Consider the following 17,755-nt stretch of genomic DNA (forward strand, 5'->3'; position numbering starts at 1 on the left):
ATCGCCGGTGTCGCCCGCCTGTCACGGAAATCCGTTCTTCGTCGAAAGCGGCGTCGGGTCGATCGATGCCGTACCGGCCGAATGCCCTACCCGGCTCGACACGACAGCGAGCCGACCGGCGCGCCGCTCACCACGGCCAGAACATCGACGCGATCGACAGCGCCAGCGCCGCGCACAGCGGCGAGTAATACAGCGTGTCCATTCGTGCGAAACGCGACCCGCGAACTCGCTTGAAGAAGCCGACATAGCGGAAATCGCCGACGGCGCGCACCGCGAAAATCAGTGCGAACGCAACGACCGCGAATGCGATCGTGCCGGGATACGCGTTGCGCCCCAGCCAGCCGGCACGCGCGGCGACCACGCATGCGCCGCCCAGCAGCGCCGCCGCAACGGCAAGCGTGCCGATGACGGTCGGCCGCAGCAGCGACACGCCATCCTGTTCCGGAATCGCCGCACGCTTGCCGCGCTGCCCGCCCAACGCCCAGTAGACGTGAACGAGCGCGATCGCGCAAAGCGTCGGCACGCTGAAATACGCACCGGTCATGTCGGTAGTGTCCTTGTCTCGTTGTTCTGCCGGATGGGTTCCGGCACGCGGCCCCGGCCCGCGCCACGCATGACGATACCGAAACCCGGCAACGCGTGCATTGCGACCTCCGGTCGCAACCCGCGGCTGCGCATGGTGCGATGCAGTGCGCGTGACCGTCTCACGGGGCGGCCGCTTGACTTCCCTTGGCGCGCTACTACCCTGTTATTCCAGTACTGCGGTCGGCATGCCGCTGCACGATCGTGCCGCTCGCACGACAACGATAACGAAGGCCATGGAGGCAACTCATGCTGATCGGTGTGCCGAAGGAGATCAAGAACCACGAATATCGCGTCGGCCTCACGCCGGCCGGCGCACACGAACTGACGCGGCACGGCCATCGCGTGCTCGTGCAGCGCGGCGCGGGCACCGCGATCGGCCTGCTCGACGACGACTACACGGCCGCCGGCGCATCGCTCTGCGACGCCGCCGACGAAGTCTTCGCGCGCGCCGACATGATCATCAAGGTCAAGGAACCGCAGCCGGCCGAATGCGCGATGTTGCGGCACGGCCAGATCCTCTATACGTACCTGCATCTCGCGCCCGATCCCGACCAGGCAGCCGCGCTCGTGAAATCCGGCGCGGTCTGCATCGCGTACGAAACCGTGACGGGCCCTGGTGGCGGCTTGCCGCTGCTCGCACCGATGAGCGAGGTGGCCGGACGCATGTCCATCCAGGTCGCCGCCACCCATCTCGAAAGCCCGCGCGGCGGCCGCGGCCTGCTGATGGCCGGCGTGCCCGGCGTGCCGGCCGCGCACGTCGTCGTGCTCGGCGCGGGTGTCGTGGGCACCGGCGCGCTGCAGATGGCGGTCGGCCTCGGCGCGCGCGTCACCGTGCTCGACAACAATGTGAACCGGTTGCGCCAGCTCGACCTCGTGTTCGCCAACCGGATCTCGACCGTCTGCTCGAATGCGCATACGGTCGACGAAGCCGTGCGCGACGCCGATGTCGTGATCGGCGCGGTGCTCGTGCCGGGCGCATCGGCGCCGCGGCTCGTCACGCGCGGCATGATCGCGACGATGCGCACGGGTGCGGTCGTCGTCGACGTCGCGATCGACCAGGGCGGCTGCTTCGAGACCTCGCATGCGACGACGCATGCCGACCCGACCTTCGTCGTCGACGGCATCGTGCACTACTGCGTCGCGAACATGCCCGGCGCGGTCGCGCGCACGTCGACCTTCGCGCTGAACAACGCGACGCTCGGGCATGCGCTCGCGCTCGCGGACAAGGGCTGGAAGCAGGCCATGGCCGACGATCCGCATCTGCGCGCGGGCCTGAACGTCTGCGACGGGCACATCACGTACGAAGCGGTCGCGCTGGCGCTCGGTCTGCCCTATGTGCCGGCGGCCGGCGTGCTCGCATGACCGTGCCGGCATGACGTGAACGCACGGCGGGCGCCAAGCGCCGCCCGCCGCATTCACGCGCCCTTCGACCGGCTCCGCTTCGTTCCGCTGCCCTCGCCCATCGTACGTGCCAGCAGCGGCCGCAGTTGCGTGAGCGTGCGTGTGTTCAGCACGTCGGGCCGCGTCAGCCAGCCGCGCCGTGCCTGATCGACGCCGTACGCGAGGTTGTCGAGTTCGTCCGCGCTGCACGCATCCGAGCCGATCGCGACCGGCACGCCGGCCTTCGCGGCCTCCCGGCACCAGATGTCGGGCAGATCGAGCCGCCGCGGCTGTGCATCGAGTTCGACGAAACAGCCGCGCGCCGCGGCCTGCGCGATCACGCGTGGCACGTCGAGTTCGCATGCCTCGCGTTCGCCGAGCACGCGGCCGGTCGGGTGCGCGAGAATCGTGAAATGCGGATGGTCTATCGCGCGCAGCATCCGATCGGTCTGCGCGTCGCGCGACAGGTCGAAGCCGTCACGTACCGCGCCGACCACCAGATCGAGCCGGCCGAGCATCGTATCGGGCACGTCGAGGCTGCCGTCCTCGCGAATGCCGGCTTCCACCCCCTTGAGCAGCACGAAATCGTCGAAAGCCTCATTGACGCGATCGATTTCGTCGAGCTGCCGCGCGAGCCAGTCGAAGTCGTGACGGCCGCGGCCGGCTTGCGGTGCGCGGTCGGTCACGGCCAGGTACGCGAGCCCGCGCGTACGGGCCGCAGCCGCCATCGCGCGCAGGCTGTCGCGGCCGGCCGACGCGTCGGTATGTGCATGCAGGTCGCCGTGGAGATGTTTGCGTTCGACCAGGGCCGGCAGCGTGCCGGCCCGCGACGCGTCGATCTCGCCGCGATCCTCGCGCAGCTCGGGCGGCACCTCGTGCAGCCCGATGGCGGCGTAGACCGATGCCTCCGTGTCGCCGGCAATCCGCTCGTCGCCGCGAAACACGCCGTATTCGTTGATCTTCAGGCCGGCGGCCTGCGCGATCCTGCGCAGCGCGATGTTGTGGGCCTTCGATCCCGTGAAATAGACCAGCGCCGCGCCGAACGCATCGGCATCGACGACCCGCAGGTCGACCTGCAACCCGCTGGCGAGCACGACGCTCGACTTCGTCTTGCCGTGCGCGAGCAGGCGCGCCACGTCGGCGTAGCCGACGAACGCATCGGCGACGGCGACCGGGTCGCTTGCGGTGACGAGGATGTCGAGATCGCCGACGGTTTCGCGGCGGCGCCGGAAACTGCCGGCCGGCACGGCTTGGCGGACGCCCGCGACCGCGCGCAGGCGGTCGAGCAACGGCATCAGCGATTGCGCGGCATCGGGCAGCAGGAAGCGTTGCGGCTCGCGCTGCAGGCGATCGTCGATCGCTTCGAGCAGATGGGCTTCGGTTCTCGCGCCGAAGCCCGGCAGTTCGCGCACGTGCCCGTTCTTCGCTTCCGCGCGTAGCTGTTCGAGCGAATCGACGTGCAGCGCATCATGCAGCGCCTTCACGCGTTTCGCGCCCAGCCCCGGCACGTCCAGCAACTCGACGATCGCACCCGGCAGCGCATGTCGCAGCGTTTGCTGCAATTCGCAGGTGCCGGTCGCGGCGATCTCGCGCAGCTTCGACGCGAGATCCGGCCCGATCGATGGAATCTTGCCGAGATCGTCGCCGTTCGCGACCATCGCCGGGATATCGCGACCGTAGTCGGCGATCGTCCGTGCGGCATTGCGGTAGGCCCGCACGCGAAACGGATTGGCGCCCTGGATCTCGAGCATGTCCGCGATCTCGGCGAACACGGCCGCGCACTCGGCATTGTGGATCGGCATGATCGGCGTGGCTCCCTTCCACGTGGATGGCGCCGTGCGCTGGCGCGACGGCGTCTGCCCGCACGGCATCGCATGTCGACGCTGCCGGGCGCCCGTCCTTCATCGTACGCCCGCTGCGCATCGCGTGCAGCGCCGTTGCGGCCGCGACGTCAGAGGGAGGCGCGCGGTGTCGTGGCGTAACGCCGCTCGTAGATCGACTGGCAATGCGTGCAGCGCTCGGCGGTCGGTCGCGCCAGCAGGCGCTCGTAGCCCACCGCGCCATCGCAATCGATACATTCGCCGTAGCTGCCGTCGCGCATCCGCTGCTGGGCGCGGCCGACCGCACGCAGCTCGGTCAGCTTCATGCCGATCAATGCATGATCGACGTCGACGAACAGATCCGCGTTCGCCTCGTCGCCCTCGTCCGGCGCCGCGCCGGCAAGGTCCGCATAGGATTCCGACGCGCGCTGGTCTTCGCTCGTGCGGATCTCCGCACGCAGCGTCTGCTCGCTCTCGTTCAGCCGCTGTTTCAGCGTCTGCCGTTGTTGTTGGTCGAGCGCCATGGCCGTCTCTCCTGTTCCGGGTTCCGCGCGAAAAAGTGCGGCGCGCGGTGTCGCGCCGGTGCGCGGCGAAGCGGCGTCACCGCCATGGCCGCGCGTCCGGATGGGCGCCCGGCAGCATGAAGCGCAGGACGCATTCGACGCAGGATAAACCCATTGAACACGCGTGTGTTGACAGGAATCAGCGTGCAGGCCGAGCGGCCGAAAATCGGGGACGGACGCGAAAATCCGACATCGCCGGATTCGTCTGACGCAGGCGCCGTCGGCATCGATCCAGCCGTTGCGCGGGACTGCGTCACCGCGCGTCAGGCATCGGCACGGACGATGTCGAGCAACGCGCGCGCCGAGCGCTGCCAGCTGTACTGCTGCGCATGCTCGCGGCCCATCGTGCGCAGCCGCGTGCGCAGTTCGGGATCGTCCATCACGCGAGCGATGGCGGCCGCGATGTCCGGCGGCGAATAGGCATCGCAGAACAGCGCGCCCCCACTGCAGACTTCCGGCAGCGAACCCTCGTGCGACACGATGACGGGGCACCCGCATCGCATCGCCTCGAGCGGCGGCAGCCCAAATCCTTCGTACAACGATGGAAAAACGAAACATCCTGCGTGTTCGTACAGCGCCTTCAGTTCGCCGTCTGTCACGTAACCGGCCCACGTGACGTACGGATCGTCCTCGCGCAGGCCGGCCTCGCGTACACCGAATATCTTCGCATTCGCGCCGCCCGCGATCACGAAGCGCAACGTCGGGTGCGACGTGCGCATCAACGCTATCGCGGCCAGCGCGCGCCCGAGATTCTTGCCGGGCGCGAGCGAGCCGACGAACAGCACGTAGCCGTCCGTCTCGAGATTCAGGCGCGACAGCACGCCGGGATCGGCATCGATCCGGTCGATATGATCGACTGCGCCCGGCACGACGGACAGGCGCGCCGGCGGCACACCCAGGCGCGCGGCCAGCCGCGCCCGCGAAAAATGCGACACCGTCACGATATGGCGCGCGCGCCGCTTCAGAATGGAGAACGCGAAGCGATACCACAGACGGAACGCGAGCGAATAGCCGGCCGGCAGATCGAAGATCGCCGCGTCGTGAATCATCACCAACTGATCGCGTTTCGCCAGCGGGCCGATGTTGCACAGGCTCAGCAGGGTCCGGCCGCGCGTCGTGCGCGGCAGTGTCCATTGTTCCCACAGCGCACCGTGCCGGCGCCCGGTGGTCTGCGGCCGCGCGCCGGCCGGCATGGCCGCCGGATCGTGATCGGCCGGCACGACGAGCGACGGTTCGTCGCCGGCGCTCGCGATGCGCGCGAGTTCGGCCGTCAGTTCGTATGCGACGCGCTGAACGCCCGTCATGCGCTGCGCGGTGAATTTCCCGTTGATTGCGAGGCGGCGCAACCGCGCGGTGTGCGCGGCTGTGCCGACGCCCCGTTCCGCGCGCGTGTCCTGCAGTACCGGTGCGCTTCGCTCCCGAATCGACGTTGACATGATCGTGACTGTTCCGATGGCTGCGACGCGACGAAGCGTCGCCGGACACTCCGCGGCGCGGAATGCTGCTGTGCCGTCAGTGTGTCCGCCTCCATCGTTCCGGTCGGTACGTTCGACCGCACAAAACACGGCTTTCCTGACGCTTCGCCATCCTCAGAAAGCGTTGCGCCCGATGAAGCCGCGCACGACCGTCAACAGGATGATCTTCATGTCGAACCAGAAGCTCCAGTTCTGCATGTAGAAGAGATCGAACTTCACGCGCGCCGCCATCGCCTCGACCTTGCGGGTCTCGCCGCGGTAGCCGTTCACCTGCGCCCATCCGGTGATGCCCGGGCGCACGCGATAGCGGTACATGTAGCAGTCGATCAGTTGACGATAGAGGTCGTCGTGTTCGATCGCGTGCGGGCGCGGTCCGACGACCGACATCTGCCCGAACAGCACGTTGAAGAACTGCGGCAGCTCGTCGAGCGACGTGCGCCGCAGGAAGGCGCCGACGCGCGTGATGCGTGCATCGTTGCGCGACGCCTGCCGCAAGACACCCGGCTGCGCGCGATGCACGCGCATCGTCCGGAACTTCAGGATGTCGAACTCGCGGCCGTCCACGCCCTTGCGGCGCTGCCTGAACAGCACGGGCCCCGGCGACGACAGCTTGACCGCGACGGCCAGCATCGACAGCAGCGGCAACAACGGAATCAGCACGCCGAACGCGAACAGCCGGTCGAACGCGAACTTCGCCCACAGCTCCGGCGTGGAGCTCGGCGTGGTCGCGAGATTGATCGCCGGCATGCCGAGCACGTCGGTCGCCGAGCGATCGACGACCGCCATCTGCCGCACGTCGGGCAACAGCCGCAGCTCGACGAATTCGTCGCGCAACTCGCGCACGATGCGCTGGATCCGCCATTCGTGCGACATCGGCAGCGTCAGCCACACTTCGTCGATCTCGCCGCTGCGGATCATGTCGCGCAGCGTGGTCCAGTCGTCGATCACCGGCACGCCGCCGATGCCGACCGCGGCGGCCGGCGCGTCGTCATCGAAGACGCACGCCGCCACGAACGGGCTGCTCGGCGCGAGCTGCATCCGCTCGATCGCTACGCGCCCGTACGCCGTTGCGCCGACCACGGCGACCCGGCGTTGCCGCGCACGCGGGTCGTTGTGTGTCAGCACAAATGCCAGCAGCGCGGCGCGGCCGAACAGCAACGCCGCGCCGCCGGCCAGCACCGTGTCCACGATCCAGCGTGTCGTGACCGTGCCGCCGCGATTCATGATCCACATCGTGCCGGCCACCGTCAGCACGCTCGCGCAGACGACCGCCACCAGCGTCTGCGTCAGCACGTGCGCACCGCCCTGCACCGTCACGCCGCCGCGCACGGTGCGCAGGTAGCGCGGCAGCAGCGCCACCGTCAGCACGCACAGCAGCGCGATCGCGCCACGCTGCGCATCGGACAGCCCGTGCCACGCCAGGCCGAACGCGACCTGCGCCGCAAGCGCTCCCGCCAGCACGAGCACGACGTCGACCGCCGCGATCGCGGCACGCCGCAACGTATTCGTTCCACCGGACATCGACTGCATCGTTACGCACCATGCGCCGGGAATCCGCAACGCACCTCCGGCATGCGCGGGCGAACCGGCGCCTGCCTCGCATTCCCGCGCGACCCGAGCAACCGGCGATAGTCGGCGCGAATCAGGTCGTAGCATTCACACGAGTGATGTTCGAGACCATCGCGGTCGAGCACCGTGATGCGACCGCGGCGCTGCCGGATCAGCCCGGCTTCCTGCAGGTTGCCGGCTGCCTCCGTCACGCCTTCGCGCCGCACGCCGAGCATGTTCGCGATCGTCTGCTGCGTGACGGCCAGTTCGTCGCCGTCGATCCGGTCGTGCGCGAGCAGCAACCAGCGGCTCAACTGCTCGCTGACCGAGTGATGCCGGTTGCACAGCGCGCTGCGCGAGATCTGCGCCATCGCCGCCTGACAGTAGTTGAGCAGCAGCCGGTACGTCGCCGGCGATCGCTCGAATTCGGCACGCATCACGCAACTCGGCACGCGATACGCCATCCCGCCGATGCGCACCTCGACCCGGCTCGACGCCGCGACGCCACCGACCAGCGTCCCGAGACCGACCACGCCTTCACGGCCGACCACCGCCACTTCGACCATCGCACCGTCCTCCATCAGGTGCTGCACCGACATCATCGACGTCGTCGGAAAATACAGATGGCGCATCGGCTCGCCAACCCGGTCAAGCATCCCGGCCTTGATCCGGACGAGTTCCAGATGCGGTGCGATGGTGCGGATGCTGTCCTCCGGGAGTGCATCGAGGATGGCGTTCGCCGTGTAGCTCGAGTGAAGATGAAGCATGTCTGTATCCCTTTTATTGTCCGCGCCGCCTGCAGCCCCATGCACGGAATTCGTTATCGCGATGCGCGTCCGGACGTTGACAGCGGTTGCGGCCCACAACCCTGATTCCGACCGACCATCGACTTGTTACCGCCGGATCGAGTCGACCGTCCCGTTTCGACACGCGAATTCGAATAAGCGATTTACGTGCCAATACCCGCCCATCCTTAATATATGAATCACGCCTGATTTAGATCACCGGAATACTCGGCCTCGCACCATAAAAAACGTCTCATTTCCGGACACTCTTCCGGCGATGGACACCGCAAGTGATTTGACTGATCAATTCACGCGCATGGAACCAGGGCAAACAAGCCGGGGCCGCGAGGCTTATCGTTCATATACTTACAGCCGATTTTCAATTGTTTCCGCGACGTCTCGGACGGCACTTTCCAGCGGCGCCACGCTTCACACGCTTGTTTGAAACTGTCTCAAATTTGAATCGGCATACGCATTTCGCGCTCTGTCACCTATCGCACACATCACACGCAAACCATTGATATTGCTGGATATTTATGCGCACCCCGCTTATTTGTCAAATAATGTTCAATGTATGCCCGATGATTTTCACGTACGCTGCCAACCGTGATCCGATTGATTCCTGATCCACATTGAATGCCCGACCTGCACCGCATTCCGTTTCGAGACGATTAATTCAACGGAGATGAATCATTAAATCGACATGACGTTTCCGCTTGCCCAGGATCGTCAAACTTTGTGAAATGACGTAATGTGCAATTGATCGATTTCAATCGCGTGCTAGCCTTTTTGCAGCGTCGTCATTCGATTTTCAATGAACACAAGTCCGCACGATCGTGCTAATTCCCGTTTCTCCGGGACGCCACGACGACGCGCGACCGCCACCCTACGAGGATGTGCCGTGACTCTCCAGGCCCACGACGCCGTCGCCCATGCGAACGGCATGATCGAGCTTTCCCACAGCTTCGATGCCAACCGGTTTCTCGCGGCCATCGACCGCGACGAACTCGCCACGCTGGCGCCCCACCTTCAGCTCGTCCACCTGAAATCGGGGCAAGTGCTGTGCGAACCCGGTGAAATGCTCACCGAGGTGTACCTGCCCGTCACGACGGCAATCTCGCTGCAATACGTGTCGTCCGGCGGCATGACGCTGGAAGTCGCGGAGATCGGCAGCGAGAGCGTGGTCTGCGACGACGTGATCGGCGGCAGCGGCCGGATGCCTTGCCGTGCGGTGGCCTGCCGCGACGGCTTCGTCTACCGGCTCGACCGGCGCGTATTCGCCGCCGCATTCGACACGTCGCCGGTGATCCGTCATCTCGTGTTCGTCTGCGTGCGGCTGTTGATGGCGCAGGTGTCGCAGATCACGTTCTGCAGCCGCCATCACGTGCTGAAACATCAGCTATGCAGATGGTTCCTGCTCGCGTACGACCGCACACGCAGCATCGAGATCCAGGTGACGCACAGCATGCTCGCGCAGATGCTCGGCGTGCGGCGCGAAACCGTCACGGATGCCGCGGGCGAGATCCAGAAGCTCGGCCTGATCCGCCAGTACCGCAGCTCGATCGAGCTCGCCGACCTCGACGGCCTCGAAAAGATGTCGTGCGGCTGCCGCGCGATCGTGCGCGACGAAATGAAGCGCATCCTGTCGGCCGATTCGGGCGTGCCGGCTGCATCGCGCGCGTGATTGGCGGCCGGGCGCGGCGTGGTGCTCCGGCACTGCAAGCGTGCCGGGTCAGCTGTTTGTAGGGTGGCGAACAGAACGCCGTGCCTGCCAATGGTCTACTGATGCCGGACTGCCGGGGGGACGTCAGCGCACATCGCGCGTCTGCCCGAGCGGACGACACCATGCACGCCGGAGCCGCACGTGAAAAACGAAATCAGAACCATCCTCAAGCACGTCGCCCACCTTGAAGCCGCCATCGATTCGATCGGCGACGGGGACGACCTCTACGAAGCGGGCCTTTCCTCGCTCGACACGATCCAGCTGATGCTCGCGATCGAGAAGCAGTTCAACATCGAGATACCCGACGAGATGCTGAACCGCAACCTGTTCCGCAGCATCGACGCACTCGCGGACACGATCGCCACACTCCAACGCACCGAGCATTCGGCATGAGCGCGCTGCTTCCGGAACTCGCGGCCGACAGCGAATCGCATCGGCTCGACGAGGCCGCGCACGCCGTCGCACAGATCGCCGCGCAACATGCGGATGCGGTCGATCGCGACGCGCGCTGCCCCGTCGAGGCGATCGAGGCGATGCGCGCGCGCCGGTTGCTCGGCGCCATGGTGCCGTCCCATCTCGGTGGGGCGGGCGCGTCGCTGGAAGACATCGCGTCGGCCTGCTCGATTCTCGGCCAGGCTTGTGCGTCGTCGGCGATGGTGTTCGCGATGCACCAGATCCAGGTCGCGTGCATCGTCGACCATGCCACCGACCAGGGCTGGCACAAGCTGTTCCTGCAGCAGCTCGTGCGCCACCAGTGGCTGCTCGCGTCGGCCACGTCGGAAGACGGCGTCGGCGGCAACCTGCGCGCGAGCCAGTGCGCGCTCGAAACCGACGGCGGCGGGTTCCGGCTGCGCAAATCCGCGCCGACGATCTCGTACGGCGACTACGCGGACGGCATCCTCGCGACCGCACGACGCGACGCCGACGCACCGGCTTCCGAGCAGGTGCTCGTCACGCTGCTGCGCGACGGCTATACGCTCACGCGCCGCGGCGAATGGGACACGCTCGGGATGCGCGGCACCTGCAGCAACGGCTTCGTGCTCGATGCGCAAGGCGCCGCCGTGCAGTGCCTGCCGGTCCCGTTCGCGAAGATCGCCGAAGAAACGATGGTGCCGGTCTCGCACATCCTGTGGGCCGCGGTATGGGTCGGCGTGGCCGGCGACGCGTTCCATCGCGCACACCAGTTTTTCCGTGCGCAGGCGCGCCAGACCGACAGCGCACCGTCGCCCGCGGCGCGCCGCATCGCCGAATCGCTCGCGCTGATGCAGGCGATGCAGGCCCGCGTCGACGCCGTGCTGCGCCTCCATGCGAACGCGGCGTCGGGCTCGTGGTCGGCCGGCATGGCCCGGGCCGCCGAGATCAACACGCTGAAGACCTACGTGTCGACGACCGCGCTCGAAGTCGCACACCAGGCGATGATGATCTGCGGGATGGCCGGCTACAAGCAAGGCACGCCGTTCAGCATCGGCCGCCACATTCGCGACCTGCTCGCGGCGCCGCTGATGATCAGCAACGACCGCATTGCCGCCAATACTGCGAGCCTGCTGCTCGCGCTGCGTCCTGCGACGCTGGAGAAACATACGTGAACGACCGCCTCGCCGTACCTTCCACCGCCACCACACCCGCCGACGCGCCGCTCGACCGCGCAGGCGTCAATCCGCTGCGCGACGAACTGATCGACGCGGGCCTGCTGGTCTCGACCGGCATCCAGGGCCTGTTCGGCCGCAGCGAACGATTCGAGCGCGTCGTCGAAGCGCTCGACGCATTCGTCACGCGTATCGGCGCCGACCAGCAGGCCGAAGTGCTGCGCTTCCCGCCGGCGATGAGCCGCCTCGAGTTCGAGCGCAGCGAATACATGAAGAGCTTCCCGCAGCTCGCGGGCAGCGTGCATTCGTTCTGCGGCGATGAGCATCAGCACCAGCGCCTGTTGCAGTGTCTCGATCGCGGCGACGACTGGACCGAAAACCAGAAGCCGACCTACGTCGTGATGACGCCGGCCGCGTGCTACCCCGTCTACCCCGTCGTCGCACGTGCGGGCGCACTGCCCGCCGACGGCCGGATCGTCGACGTGTTCTCGTACTGCTTCCGGCACGAGCCGTCGCTCGACCCGACCCGCATGCAGCTGTTCCGGATGCGCGAGTACGTGCGGATCGGCACGCCCGAACAGATCGTCGCGTTCCGCGAAACGTGGATCGAGCGCGGCACGCGGATGATCGAGGCGCTGCGCCTGCCGAACGCGATCGATCTCGCGAACGATCCGTTCTTCGGACGCGGCGGCAAGATCGTCGCGAACAGCCAGCGCGAGCAGAACCTGAAGTTCGAGCTGCTGATCCCGATCGAGCGCGACGACCGCCAGACCGCATGCCTGAGCTTCAACTACCACATGGACCATTTCGGCCTGCTGTGGAACATCCGTACCGCGACGGACGACGTCGCGCACACGGGCTGCGTCGGCTTCGGTCTCGAGCGGCTCACGCTCGCGCTGTTCCGCCACCACGGCTTCGACATCGAGGCATGGCCGAGCGAAGTGCGCGACGTCCTGTGGGGCGCGCGATGAAATTCGTTTCCCGCGACGGCGAAGACGCGTCGTTCGAGGATGTGCGTCATCGCGCACGCCACTACCGGCCACACCCGCTGCATAGTCAGGAGATGGTCTGGAAGCAGACCAACTGCTACGTCGACATGTGGCTCGAGGTGCTCCGGTGGTGGGGCCTGAATCCGTACGCGGCGCTGCCGTTTACGATCGCGCTCGATTTCGAGGGCGACCAATTCACGTTCTTCAAGTTTCCGCACGACGAACTGGAGCGGCTCTACGGGATCGTCGTGCAGGAGCACTCGATCTACGAGCCGCTCGACCAGCACATCGAGACGCAGGTCGCGCGCGGCCACCTGATGATCGTCGAGGTCGACGCGTGGTTCCTGCCCGACACCCGCGGCAGCAGCTACCGCACGCAACACACGAAGACGACGATCGGCATCGACGCCATCGACCGCGTGAAGCGCCAGATCGGCTATTTCCACAACAGCGGCTACTACGTGGCCGAGGATTTCGACTACACCGGGCTCGTCGGCGGCAGCTCGCCGATGACGCTGCCGCCGTACGTCGAATGCGCGAAACGGCGCTTTACGCCGCTCGGCGAGCGCGAACTCTGCGACGCATCGCTCGCCGCGCTGCAGCGTCATCTGCGGCGCCTGCCGGTCGTCAATCCGATCGCCGCGTTCCGGCGGCAGTTGCAGACCGACGCGCGCACCCTTGCCGATTCGCCGCTCGAGCACTTCCACGCGTACTCGTTCAATTCGGTGCGGCAGCTCGGCGCGAATTTCGAACTGTTCGGCCATTACGCGCGCTGGCTGCAGGCCAGCGGCTGCGTCGGCCCGTTCGCCGAGATCCGCGCGGCGTGTGACCGCATCGCGTCCGAAGCGATGGTGCTGGAATTCCGGCTCGCGCGCGCCTGCGCGCGCGGCAAGGAAGAACGCGGAGATTCGACGCTCGAGGCGATCGAGGCCGCGTATGCCGACCTTGTCGTGTGCGCGCGCCAGATCGGCTCGCCGCTGCGGCATGTCGCGCCCGTGCGCAGCGATGCGGCGCCCGTGCCGGTCATGCGGTGACGCGCGCGCGCAGCCTGCCCGCATGGTCGATGCTCGCGACGGCCGCGGGCGCCCTGCACGAACCGCGTGACCTGCCTGGCAACGACGGCGACTGGATCGCGGCGCCCGTACCCGGCACGGTTGCGCAGGCGCTCACGCTGGCCGGCCGGCCCGACGACGCGCGCTCGCTCGACGAGCGCGACCACTGGTACCGGATCGAACTGCGCGGGCACGGGCCGCGCGTGCTGCGCTTCCACGGCCTCGCCTCGCTCGCTCAGGCCTGGCTCGACGACACGCCGATCCTCCGCTCCGACAGCATGTTCGTCGCGCACGACGTGCCCGTATCGCTCGACGGCACGCACCGGCTGACGCTCTGCTTCCGTGCACTCGCGCCGCACCTGCGCGACGTGCGCGCGACACGCCGTGCGCGCTGGCGCACACGGCTCGCCGAGCCGGCCGCGCTACGCACGGTCCGCACGTCGCTGTTCGGGCACATGCCGGGCTGGTTCCCGCCGGTTGTCCCGGCCGGGCCGTGGCGGCCCGTCGACGTACTCGATCCGGCCGACGGCCCTGCTCTGGTCGATACCAGCCTGCAGGCGCGCATCGAAGGCGACACGGGGTGGCTCGACGCGGAACTGACATTCGCCGCGCCGCTGCCCGACAGCGTCGCGGCGCGGCTGTCGTGCGGCGAACATCAAGCGACGCTCGAACGCGCCGGCGCCGACCGGCTGCGCGCAAGCGTCGCCATCCCCAACGTTCGCCGCTGGTGGCCGCATACGCACGGCGAGCCCGCACTCTACGAGATCACGCTGCATATCGGCGACGAACGGCGGCCGCTCGGCTCGACCGGGTTCCGCACGATCGAGATCGACGGCGGCGCCGACGGCAAGGGTTTCGGGCTGCGCATCAACGGCGTGCCGGTGTTCGCGCGCGGCGCGTGCTGGAGCAGCGCCGCCCCGCTCGCGCTGCACGCGGACGACGCGGCCTACGGCCGCCTGCTCGGGCTCGCACGCGACGCCGGCTTCAACATGATCCGCGTCGGCGGCACGATGACCTACGAGGCCGACGCATTCCACGCCTGGTGCGACCGGCTCGGGCTGCTGGTCTGGCAGGACTTCATGTTCGCGAACTTCGACTACGCGCTCGACGACCCCGCGTTCGCGGATAACGTCGACCGCGAGGCCGATCAATTTCTCGCGCGCCGCGGCGCCTCGCCGTCGCTTGCGGTGCTGTGCGGCGGCAGCGAGATCGCGCAACAGGCCGCGATGTCGGGGCTCGGACCGAAGCAGCGCTTCGTCGAACTGACGGCCGACCGGCTGGCCGGCCATGCGGCCGCGCGACGCCCCGACGTCCCGTACGTGCCCGATTCGCCCGACGGCGGCGTGCTGCCGTTCACGCCGCGCGAACGGGTGTCGCACTACTACGGCGTCGGCGCGTACCTGCGCCCGCTGGACGACGCGCGTCGCGCGGATGTGCGCTTCGCGAGCGAATGCCTCGCGTTCTCGAACGTGCCGTGCGATGCGACGCTCGCGGAGCTCGGCTGGCCCGGCGTACATGAGCCGCGCTGGAAAGCGGCCGTGCCGCGCGACCCCGGCACGTCGTGGGATTTCGAGGATATCCGCGACCACTATCTGCAGACGCTGTATGACGTCGCGCCCGACCGGCTGCGGCGCGAGGATCCGGCCCGCTACTTCGAGCTGTCGCGTGCGGTGATCGCGGACCTGATGCGCGAGACGTTCTCCGAGTGGCGGCGCACCGGCTCACGCTGCGCCGGCGCGCTCGTGTGGCAGTTCCAGGATGTGATGACCGGCGCCGGATGGGGCGTGATCGACGCCGCGCAACGGCCGAAATCGGCGTGGTATGCGCTGCGGCAGGTGCTGCAGCCGGTCCAGGCGCTGCTCGTCGACGAAGGCTTGAACGGGCTCGACGTGCACGTGGTCAACGAGCGCCCGGCGCCGCTGTCGGCGGCAATCGAACTGGTCGCGCTGCGCGACGGCCGCACGCCGGTCGCGCGGGCCGGCGGCCCGGTGCGGATCGCCGCACACGACACCATGCGGATCGGCTCGGCCGACCTGCTCGGCCGCTTCTTCGACTGGACCTATGCGTACCGCTTCGGGCCCTGCGAACACGATACCGTCGTCGCGACATTGCGCACCGACGACGGCACGCTGTTGTCGCAGGCGTTCCATTTCCCGTCCCGCACGCATCCGACCGTGCTGGCGCGCCGCGAACTCGGGATCGAGGCGTGCGTGTCGCGCGCGGGCGACACGTGGCACGTCGACATCGACACGCGGCACGTCGCGCGCCACGTGCAGATCGACGCGCCGGGTTTCATGCCGCGCGACGACTGGTTCCACCTTGCCCCCGGCACGCCGGCGCGTGTCGCGCTCGTTCCGCTACGCACCGCCGGGAACGACCCGGCGACCGGCGACAATGTGCCGCCCGTGGTGGAAATCCGTGCAGTGAATGCCGCGCGCGCGGTGCGCGCGACGCAGGCCGGTTGAGGCAACGCTCGCGGCCGCTTCATGCCGCGAGCGTGTTCCATCCCTTATCGATCCAGCCGCTCAGTCGGACGAACCCGTACCGCGCGGTCGCTCGATGCCGTACGCCTCCATCCAGCGATACAACGTCGCGCGCGACACGCCGAGCTCGCGCGCGGAAGCCGCGACGCGGCCGCGCGTGCGCAGCAACGCGGTTTCGATCGCCTCGCGCTCGATCGACTTGCGGATGTCGGCCACCGACGGCGACGCCGCATCGAGACAGTATTCAAGTTCGAGATCGCGCGCGGTGATCAGGCGCCCTTCCGTCATCACGACCGCCCGGCGCACCCGGTTGATCAGTTCGCGAACATTGCCCGGCCAGTCGTGCTTGTACAGCGCGGTGATCGCATCGGTCGAGAAACCGCGCACGCGATGGCGCGCATCGCCGCGGAAACGTTCGAGCATGTGATGCGCGAGCAGTTCGATGTCCTTGCCGCGTGCGCGCAGCGGCGGCTGGTCGATGCGCATCACGCACAGGCGGTGGAACAGGTCGGCGCGAAAGCGCCCTTCCTCCATCGCGTCGCGCAGGTCGACGTGCGTGGCCGACACGATCCGGACATCGACCGGCACCGGGTCGCTGCCGCCAAGGCGATGAATCGAACGCTCCTGCAGAAAGCGCAACAGGCTCGCCTGGCTCTCGTGCGGCAGGTCGCCGATCTCGTCGAGCAGCAGCGTGCCGCCGTTCGCGGCTTCGACATAGCCGATCTTGCGCGCGTTCGCGCCGGTAAACGCGCCGCGCTCATAGCCGAACAACTCGGATTGCAGCAGATGCGGCGGAATCGCGCCGCAGTTGACCGCGACGAACGGGCCGTTGCGCCGTTCCGAATGGCGATGGATGGCGACGGCCGTCAGTTCCTTGCCGGTACCCGTTTCGCCGAACACAAACACCGGGGCGTCGGTGCGCGCGAAACGCCGCACCGTATCGAACAGCCGCAGCATCGCGCTGCAGGTGCCGACGATACCCTTCTCTTCCGATTCGAGCTGTTCGCGGTCGCGTGCGAACAGGCACTCCATGCCGTACGCATGGCCGACCGTATCGGCGATCCGCTGATGCGACGCGGGCAGCGTCACGTAGTCGAAGCAGTAGTCGCGCAACAGCGCGCGCACGTTCGGCGATGCGGTCTGGCCGACGTCGACGAGCGCGACCCACACGACGTCGCGCATCGACGCGCAGGTCGACGCGATGCTGCCGATCGCATCGGCATGACCGCCGCTGAGATCGAGAATGCCGCAGGTGATTTCGCCGGACGTTTCGCGCAACTCGTTCGCGTGCGCGACGACCGACACTTTCCAGTCGCGACGCGACAGTTCCTTTCGCAGCATCACGGACGGCGACTGCGTCCAGTAGATCAGCGGACGCTGCCCGTTACCGCTCCCCGCGCCGGCGCTCTTATCGCGCGTTATTGGCATATTCATAACGAACCATCACTTTCTCCACTCCGCGACTCGTTCGCGTGCGCTGCGGCCGGCGGCGCATGGCCACCTTTCCGCGCTGCGTTTCCGCAGCCTTGGCGAAGATCGAAACTGCACACGGCGAGAACCCCCGGAGGTCGAGCCGGATGTCATCCGGCCTCGTTGTCATCGAACTCGAACGGAACGCGCGGCTGCGGGAGCCACGACATTCCGGCTTTGAAGCGACCCGCCGTCAGGCGGGGCACGTCGGCAAACGTAACTTCCATCCGCATGTGCGTCGCGTCGTACACGACAGTCGCGCCCGATGCTGAACCAGATGGCGGCCAAACCGCTCG

14 protein-coding genes are annotated in these 17,755 nt (G+C 67.6%); 7 read left to right on the forward strand and 7 right to left on the reverse strand.

Going from position 1 to position 17,755, the window contains the following annotated elements:
* Nucleotides 1-127: 127 nt before the first annotated feature.
* The gene (locus KEC55_RS20785; protein WP_282510269.1) at nt 128-544 is read right to left on the reverse strand and encodes a DUF3995 domain-containing protein; all 417 of its coding nucleotides are present in this window, start codon (nt 542-544) and stop codon (nt 128-130) included.
* Between the two features lie 287 nt (nt 545-831).
* Between KEC55_RS20785 and ald the strand changes: the two genes are divergently transcribed.
* Nucleotides 832-1,947 (forward strand): alanine dehydrogenase, encoded by a 1,116-nt coding sequence (gene ald / locus KEC55_RS20790; protein ID WP_282510271.1) that lies wholly within the window; start codon nt 832-834, stop codon nt 1,945-1,947.
* Nucleotides 1,948-2,000: 53 nt separating this feature from the next.
* On the opposite strand, the gene polX is transcribed toward ald, so the two are convergent.
* From polX to KEC55_RS20815, 5 genes are all read right to left on the reverse strand, one after another.
* Nucleotides 2,001-3,767, reverse strand: coding sequence for a DNA polymerase/3'-5' exonuclease PolX (gene polX, locus KEC55_RS20795; protein ID WP_282510272.1), 1,767 nt, complete (start codon nt 3,765-3,767; stop codon nt 2,001-2,003).
* Nucleotides 3,768-3,916: 149 nt separating this feature from the next.
* Nucleotides 3,917-4,309, reverse strand: a complete 393-nt coding sequence (locus KEC55_RS20800; RefSeq protein ID WP_282510274.1) for a TraR/DksA family transcriptional regulator — start codon at nt 4,307-4,309, stop codon at nt 3,917-3,919.
* 302 nt (nt 4,310-4,611) lie between these two features.
* Nucleotides 4,612-5,784, reverse strand: coding sequence for a glycosyltransferase family 4 protein (locus tag KEC55_RS20805; RefSeq protein ID WP_282510276.1), 1,173 nt, complete (start codon nt 5,782-5,784; stop codon nt 4,612-4,614).
* A 153-nt stretch (nt 5,785-5,937) separates the two neighbouring features.
* Nucleotides 5,938-7,344 carry an undecaprenyl-phosphate glucose phosphotransferase gene (locus KEC55_RS20810; protein ID WP_282510278.1) on the reverse strand — a complete coding sequence of 469 codons (1,407 nt, stop codon included), beginning with the start codon at nt 7,342-7,344 and terminating at the stop codon, nt 5,938-5,940.
* Nucleotides 7,345-7,355: 11 nt separating this feature from the next.
* Nucleotides 7,356-8,138: a Crp/Fnr family transcriptional regulator gene (locus tag KEC55_RS20815; protein WP_282510280.1), complete on the reverse strand. Its 783-nt coding sequence runs from the start codon at nt 8,136-8,138 to the stop codon at nt 7,356-7,358.
* Between the two features lie 919 nt (nt 8,139-9,057).
* Here KEC55_RS20815 and KEC55_RS20820 point away from each other — a divergent pair.
* The 6 genes from KEC55_RS20820 (at nt 9,058) to KEC55_RS20845 (ending at nt 15,971) form a co-directional block, all read left to right on the forward strand.
* Complete coding sequence (locus tag KEC55_RS20820) at nt 9,058-9,840, forward strand: Crp/Fnr family transcriptional regulator (protein WP_282510282.1); 783 nt, start codon at nt 9,058-9,060, stop codon at nt 9,838-9,840.
* 180 nt (nt 9,841-10,020) lie between these two features.
* Nucleotides 10,021-10,272 carry an acyl carrier protein gene (locus KEC55_RS20825; RefSeq protein WP_006490451.1) on the forward strand — a complete coding sequence of 84 codons (252 nt, stop codon included), beginning with the start codon at nt 10,021-10,023 and terminating at the stop codon, nt 10,270-10,272.
* The gene (locus KEC55_RS20830) at nt 10,269-11,465 is read left to right on the forward strand and encodes an acyl-CoA dehydrogenase family protein (RefSeq protein ID WP_282510284.1); all 1,197 of its coding nucleotides are present in this window, start codon (nt 10,269-10,271) and stop codon (nt 11,463-11,465) included. Before KEC55_RS20825 ends, KEC55_RS20830 begins: the two co-directional genes overlap by 4 nt.
* The gene (locus tag KEC55_RS20835) at nt 11,462-12,436 is read left to right on the forward strand and encodes an amino acid--[acyl-carrier-protein] ligase (RefSeq protein ID WP_282510286.1); all 975 of its coding nucleotides are present in this window, start codon (nt 11,462-11,464) and stop codon (nt 12,434-12,436) included. The genes KEC55_RS20830 and KEC55_RS20835 overlap by 4 nt, the downstream gene beginning before the upstream one ends.
* Nucleotides 12,433-13,488, forward strand: coding sequence for a DUF1839 family protein (locus KEC55_RS20840; RefSeq protein ID WP_282510288.1), 1,056 nt, complete (start codon nt 12,433-12,435; stop codon nt 13,486-13,488). Before KEC55_RS20835 ends, KEC55_RS20840 begins: the two co-directional genes overlap by 4 nt.
* Nucleotides 13,489-13,517: 29 nt before the next feature.
* The gene (locus KEC55_RS20845) at nt 13,518-15,971 is read left to right on the forward strand and encodes a glycosyl hydrolase 2 galactose-binding domain-containing protein (protein ID WP_432626316.1); all 2,454 of its coding nucleotides are present in this window, start codon (nt 13,518-13,520) and stop codon (nt 15,969-15,971) included.
* Nucleotides 15,972-16,031: 60 nt separating this feature from the next.
* On the opposite strand, the gene KEC55_RS20850 is transcribed toward KEC55_RS20845, so the two are convergent.
* On the reverse strand, nt 16,032-17,423 hold the full coding sequence (locus tag KEC55_RS20850; protein ID WP_282510292.1) for a sigma-54 dependent transcriptional regulator: 1,392 nt from the start codon (nt 17,421-17,423) through the stop codon (nt 16,032-16,034).
* Nucleotides 17,424-17,755: the final 332 nt, after the last annotated feature.

Origin of the sequence: Burkholderia cepacia, from assembly GCF_029962485.1 — a bacterium.
Lineage (GTDB): Bacteria > Pseudomonadota > Gammaproteobacteria > Burkholderiales > Burkholderiaceae > Burkholderia.

What these genes read in the sequence shown, in the direction of transcription:
- KEC55_RS20785 (WP_282510269.1), bottom strand. Translation starts at nt 544, where the DNA reads ATGACCGGTGCGTATTTCAGCGTGCCGACGCTTTGCGCGATCGCGCTC.
- ald (WP_282510271.1), top strand. Translation starts at nt 832, where the DNA reads ATGCTGATCGGTGTGCCGAAGGAGATCAAGAACCACGAATATCGCGTC.
- polX (WP_282510272.1), bottom strand. Translation starts at nt 3,767, where the DNA reads ATGCCGATCCACAATGCCGAGTGCGCGGCCGTGTTCGCCGAGATCGCG.
- KEC55_RS20800 (WP_282510274.1), bottom strand. Translation starts at nt 4,309, where the DNA reads ATGGCGCTCGACCAACAACAACGGCAGACGCTGAAACAGCGGCTGAAC.
- KEC55_RS20805 (WP_282510276.1), bottom strand. Translation starts at nt 5,784, where the DNA reads ATGTCAACGTCGATTCGGGAGCGAAGCGCACCGGTACTGCAGGACACG.
- KEC55_RS20810 (WP_282510278.1), bottom strand. Translation starts at nt 7,344, where the DNA reads ATGTCCGGTGGAACGAATACGTTGCGGCGTGCCGCGATCGCGGCGGTC.
- KEC55_RS20815 (WP_282510280.1), bottom strand. Translation starts at nt 8,138, where the DNA reads ATGCTTCATCTTCACTCGAGCTACACGGCGAACGCCATCCTCGATGCA.
- KEC55_RS20830 (WP_282510284.1), top strand. Translation starts at nt 10,269, where the DNA reads ATGAGCGCGCTGCTTCCGGAACTCGCGGCCGACAGCGAATCGCATCGG.
- KEC55_RS20840 (WP_282510288.1), top strand. Translation starts at nt 12,433, where the DNA reads ATGAAATTCGTTTCCCGCGACGGCGAAGACGCGTCGTTCGAGGATGTG.
- KEC55_RS20845 (WP_432626316.1), top strand. Translation starts at nt 13,518, where the DNA reads ATGCTCGCGACGGCCGCGGGCGCCCTGCACGAACCGCGTGACCTGCCT.
- KEC55_RS20850 (WP_282510292.1), bottom strand. Translation starts at nt 17,423, where the DNA reads ATGAATATGCCAATAACGCGCGATAAGAGCGCCGGCGCGGGGAGCGGT.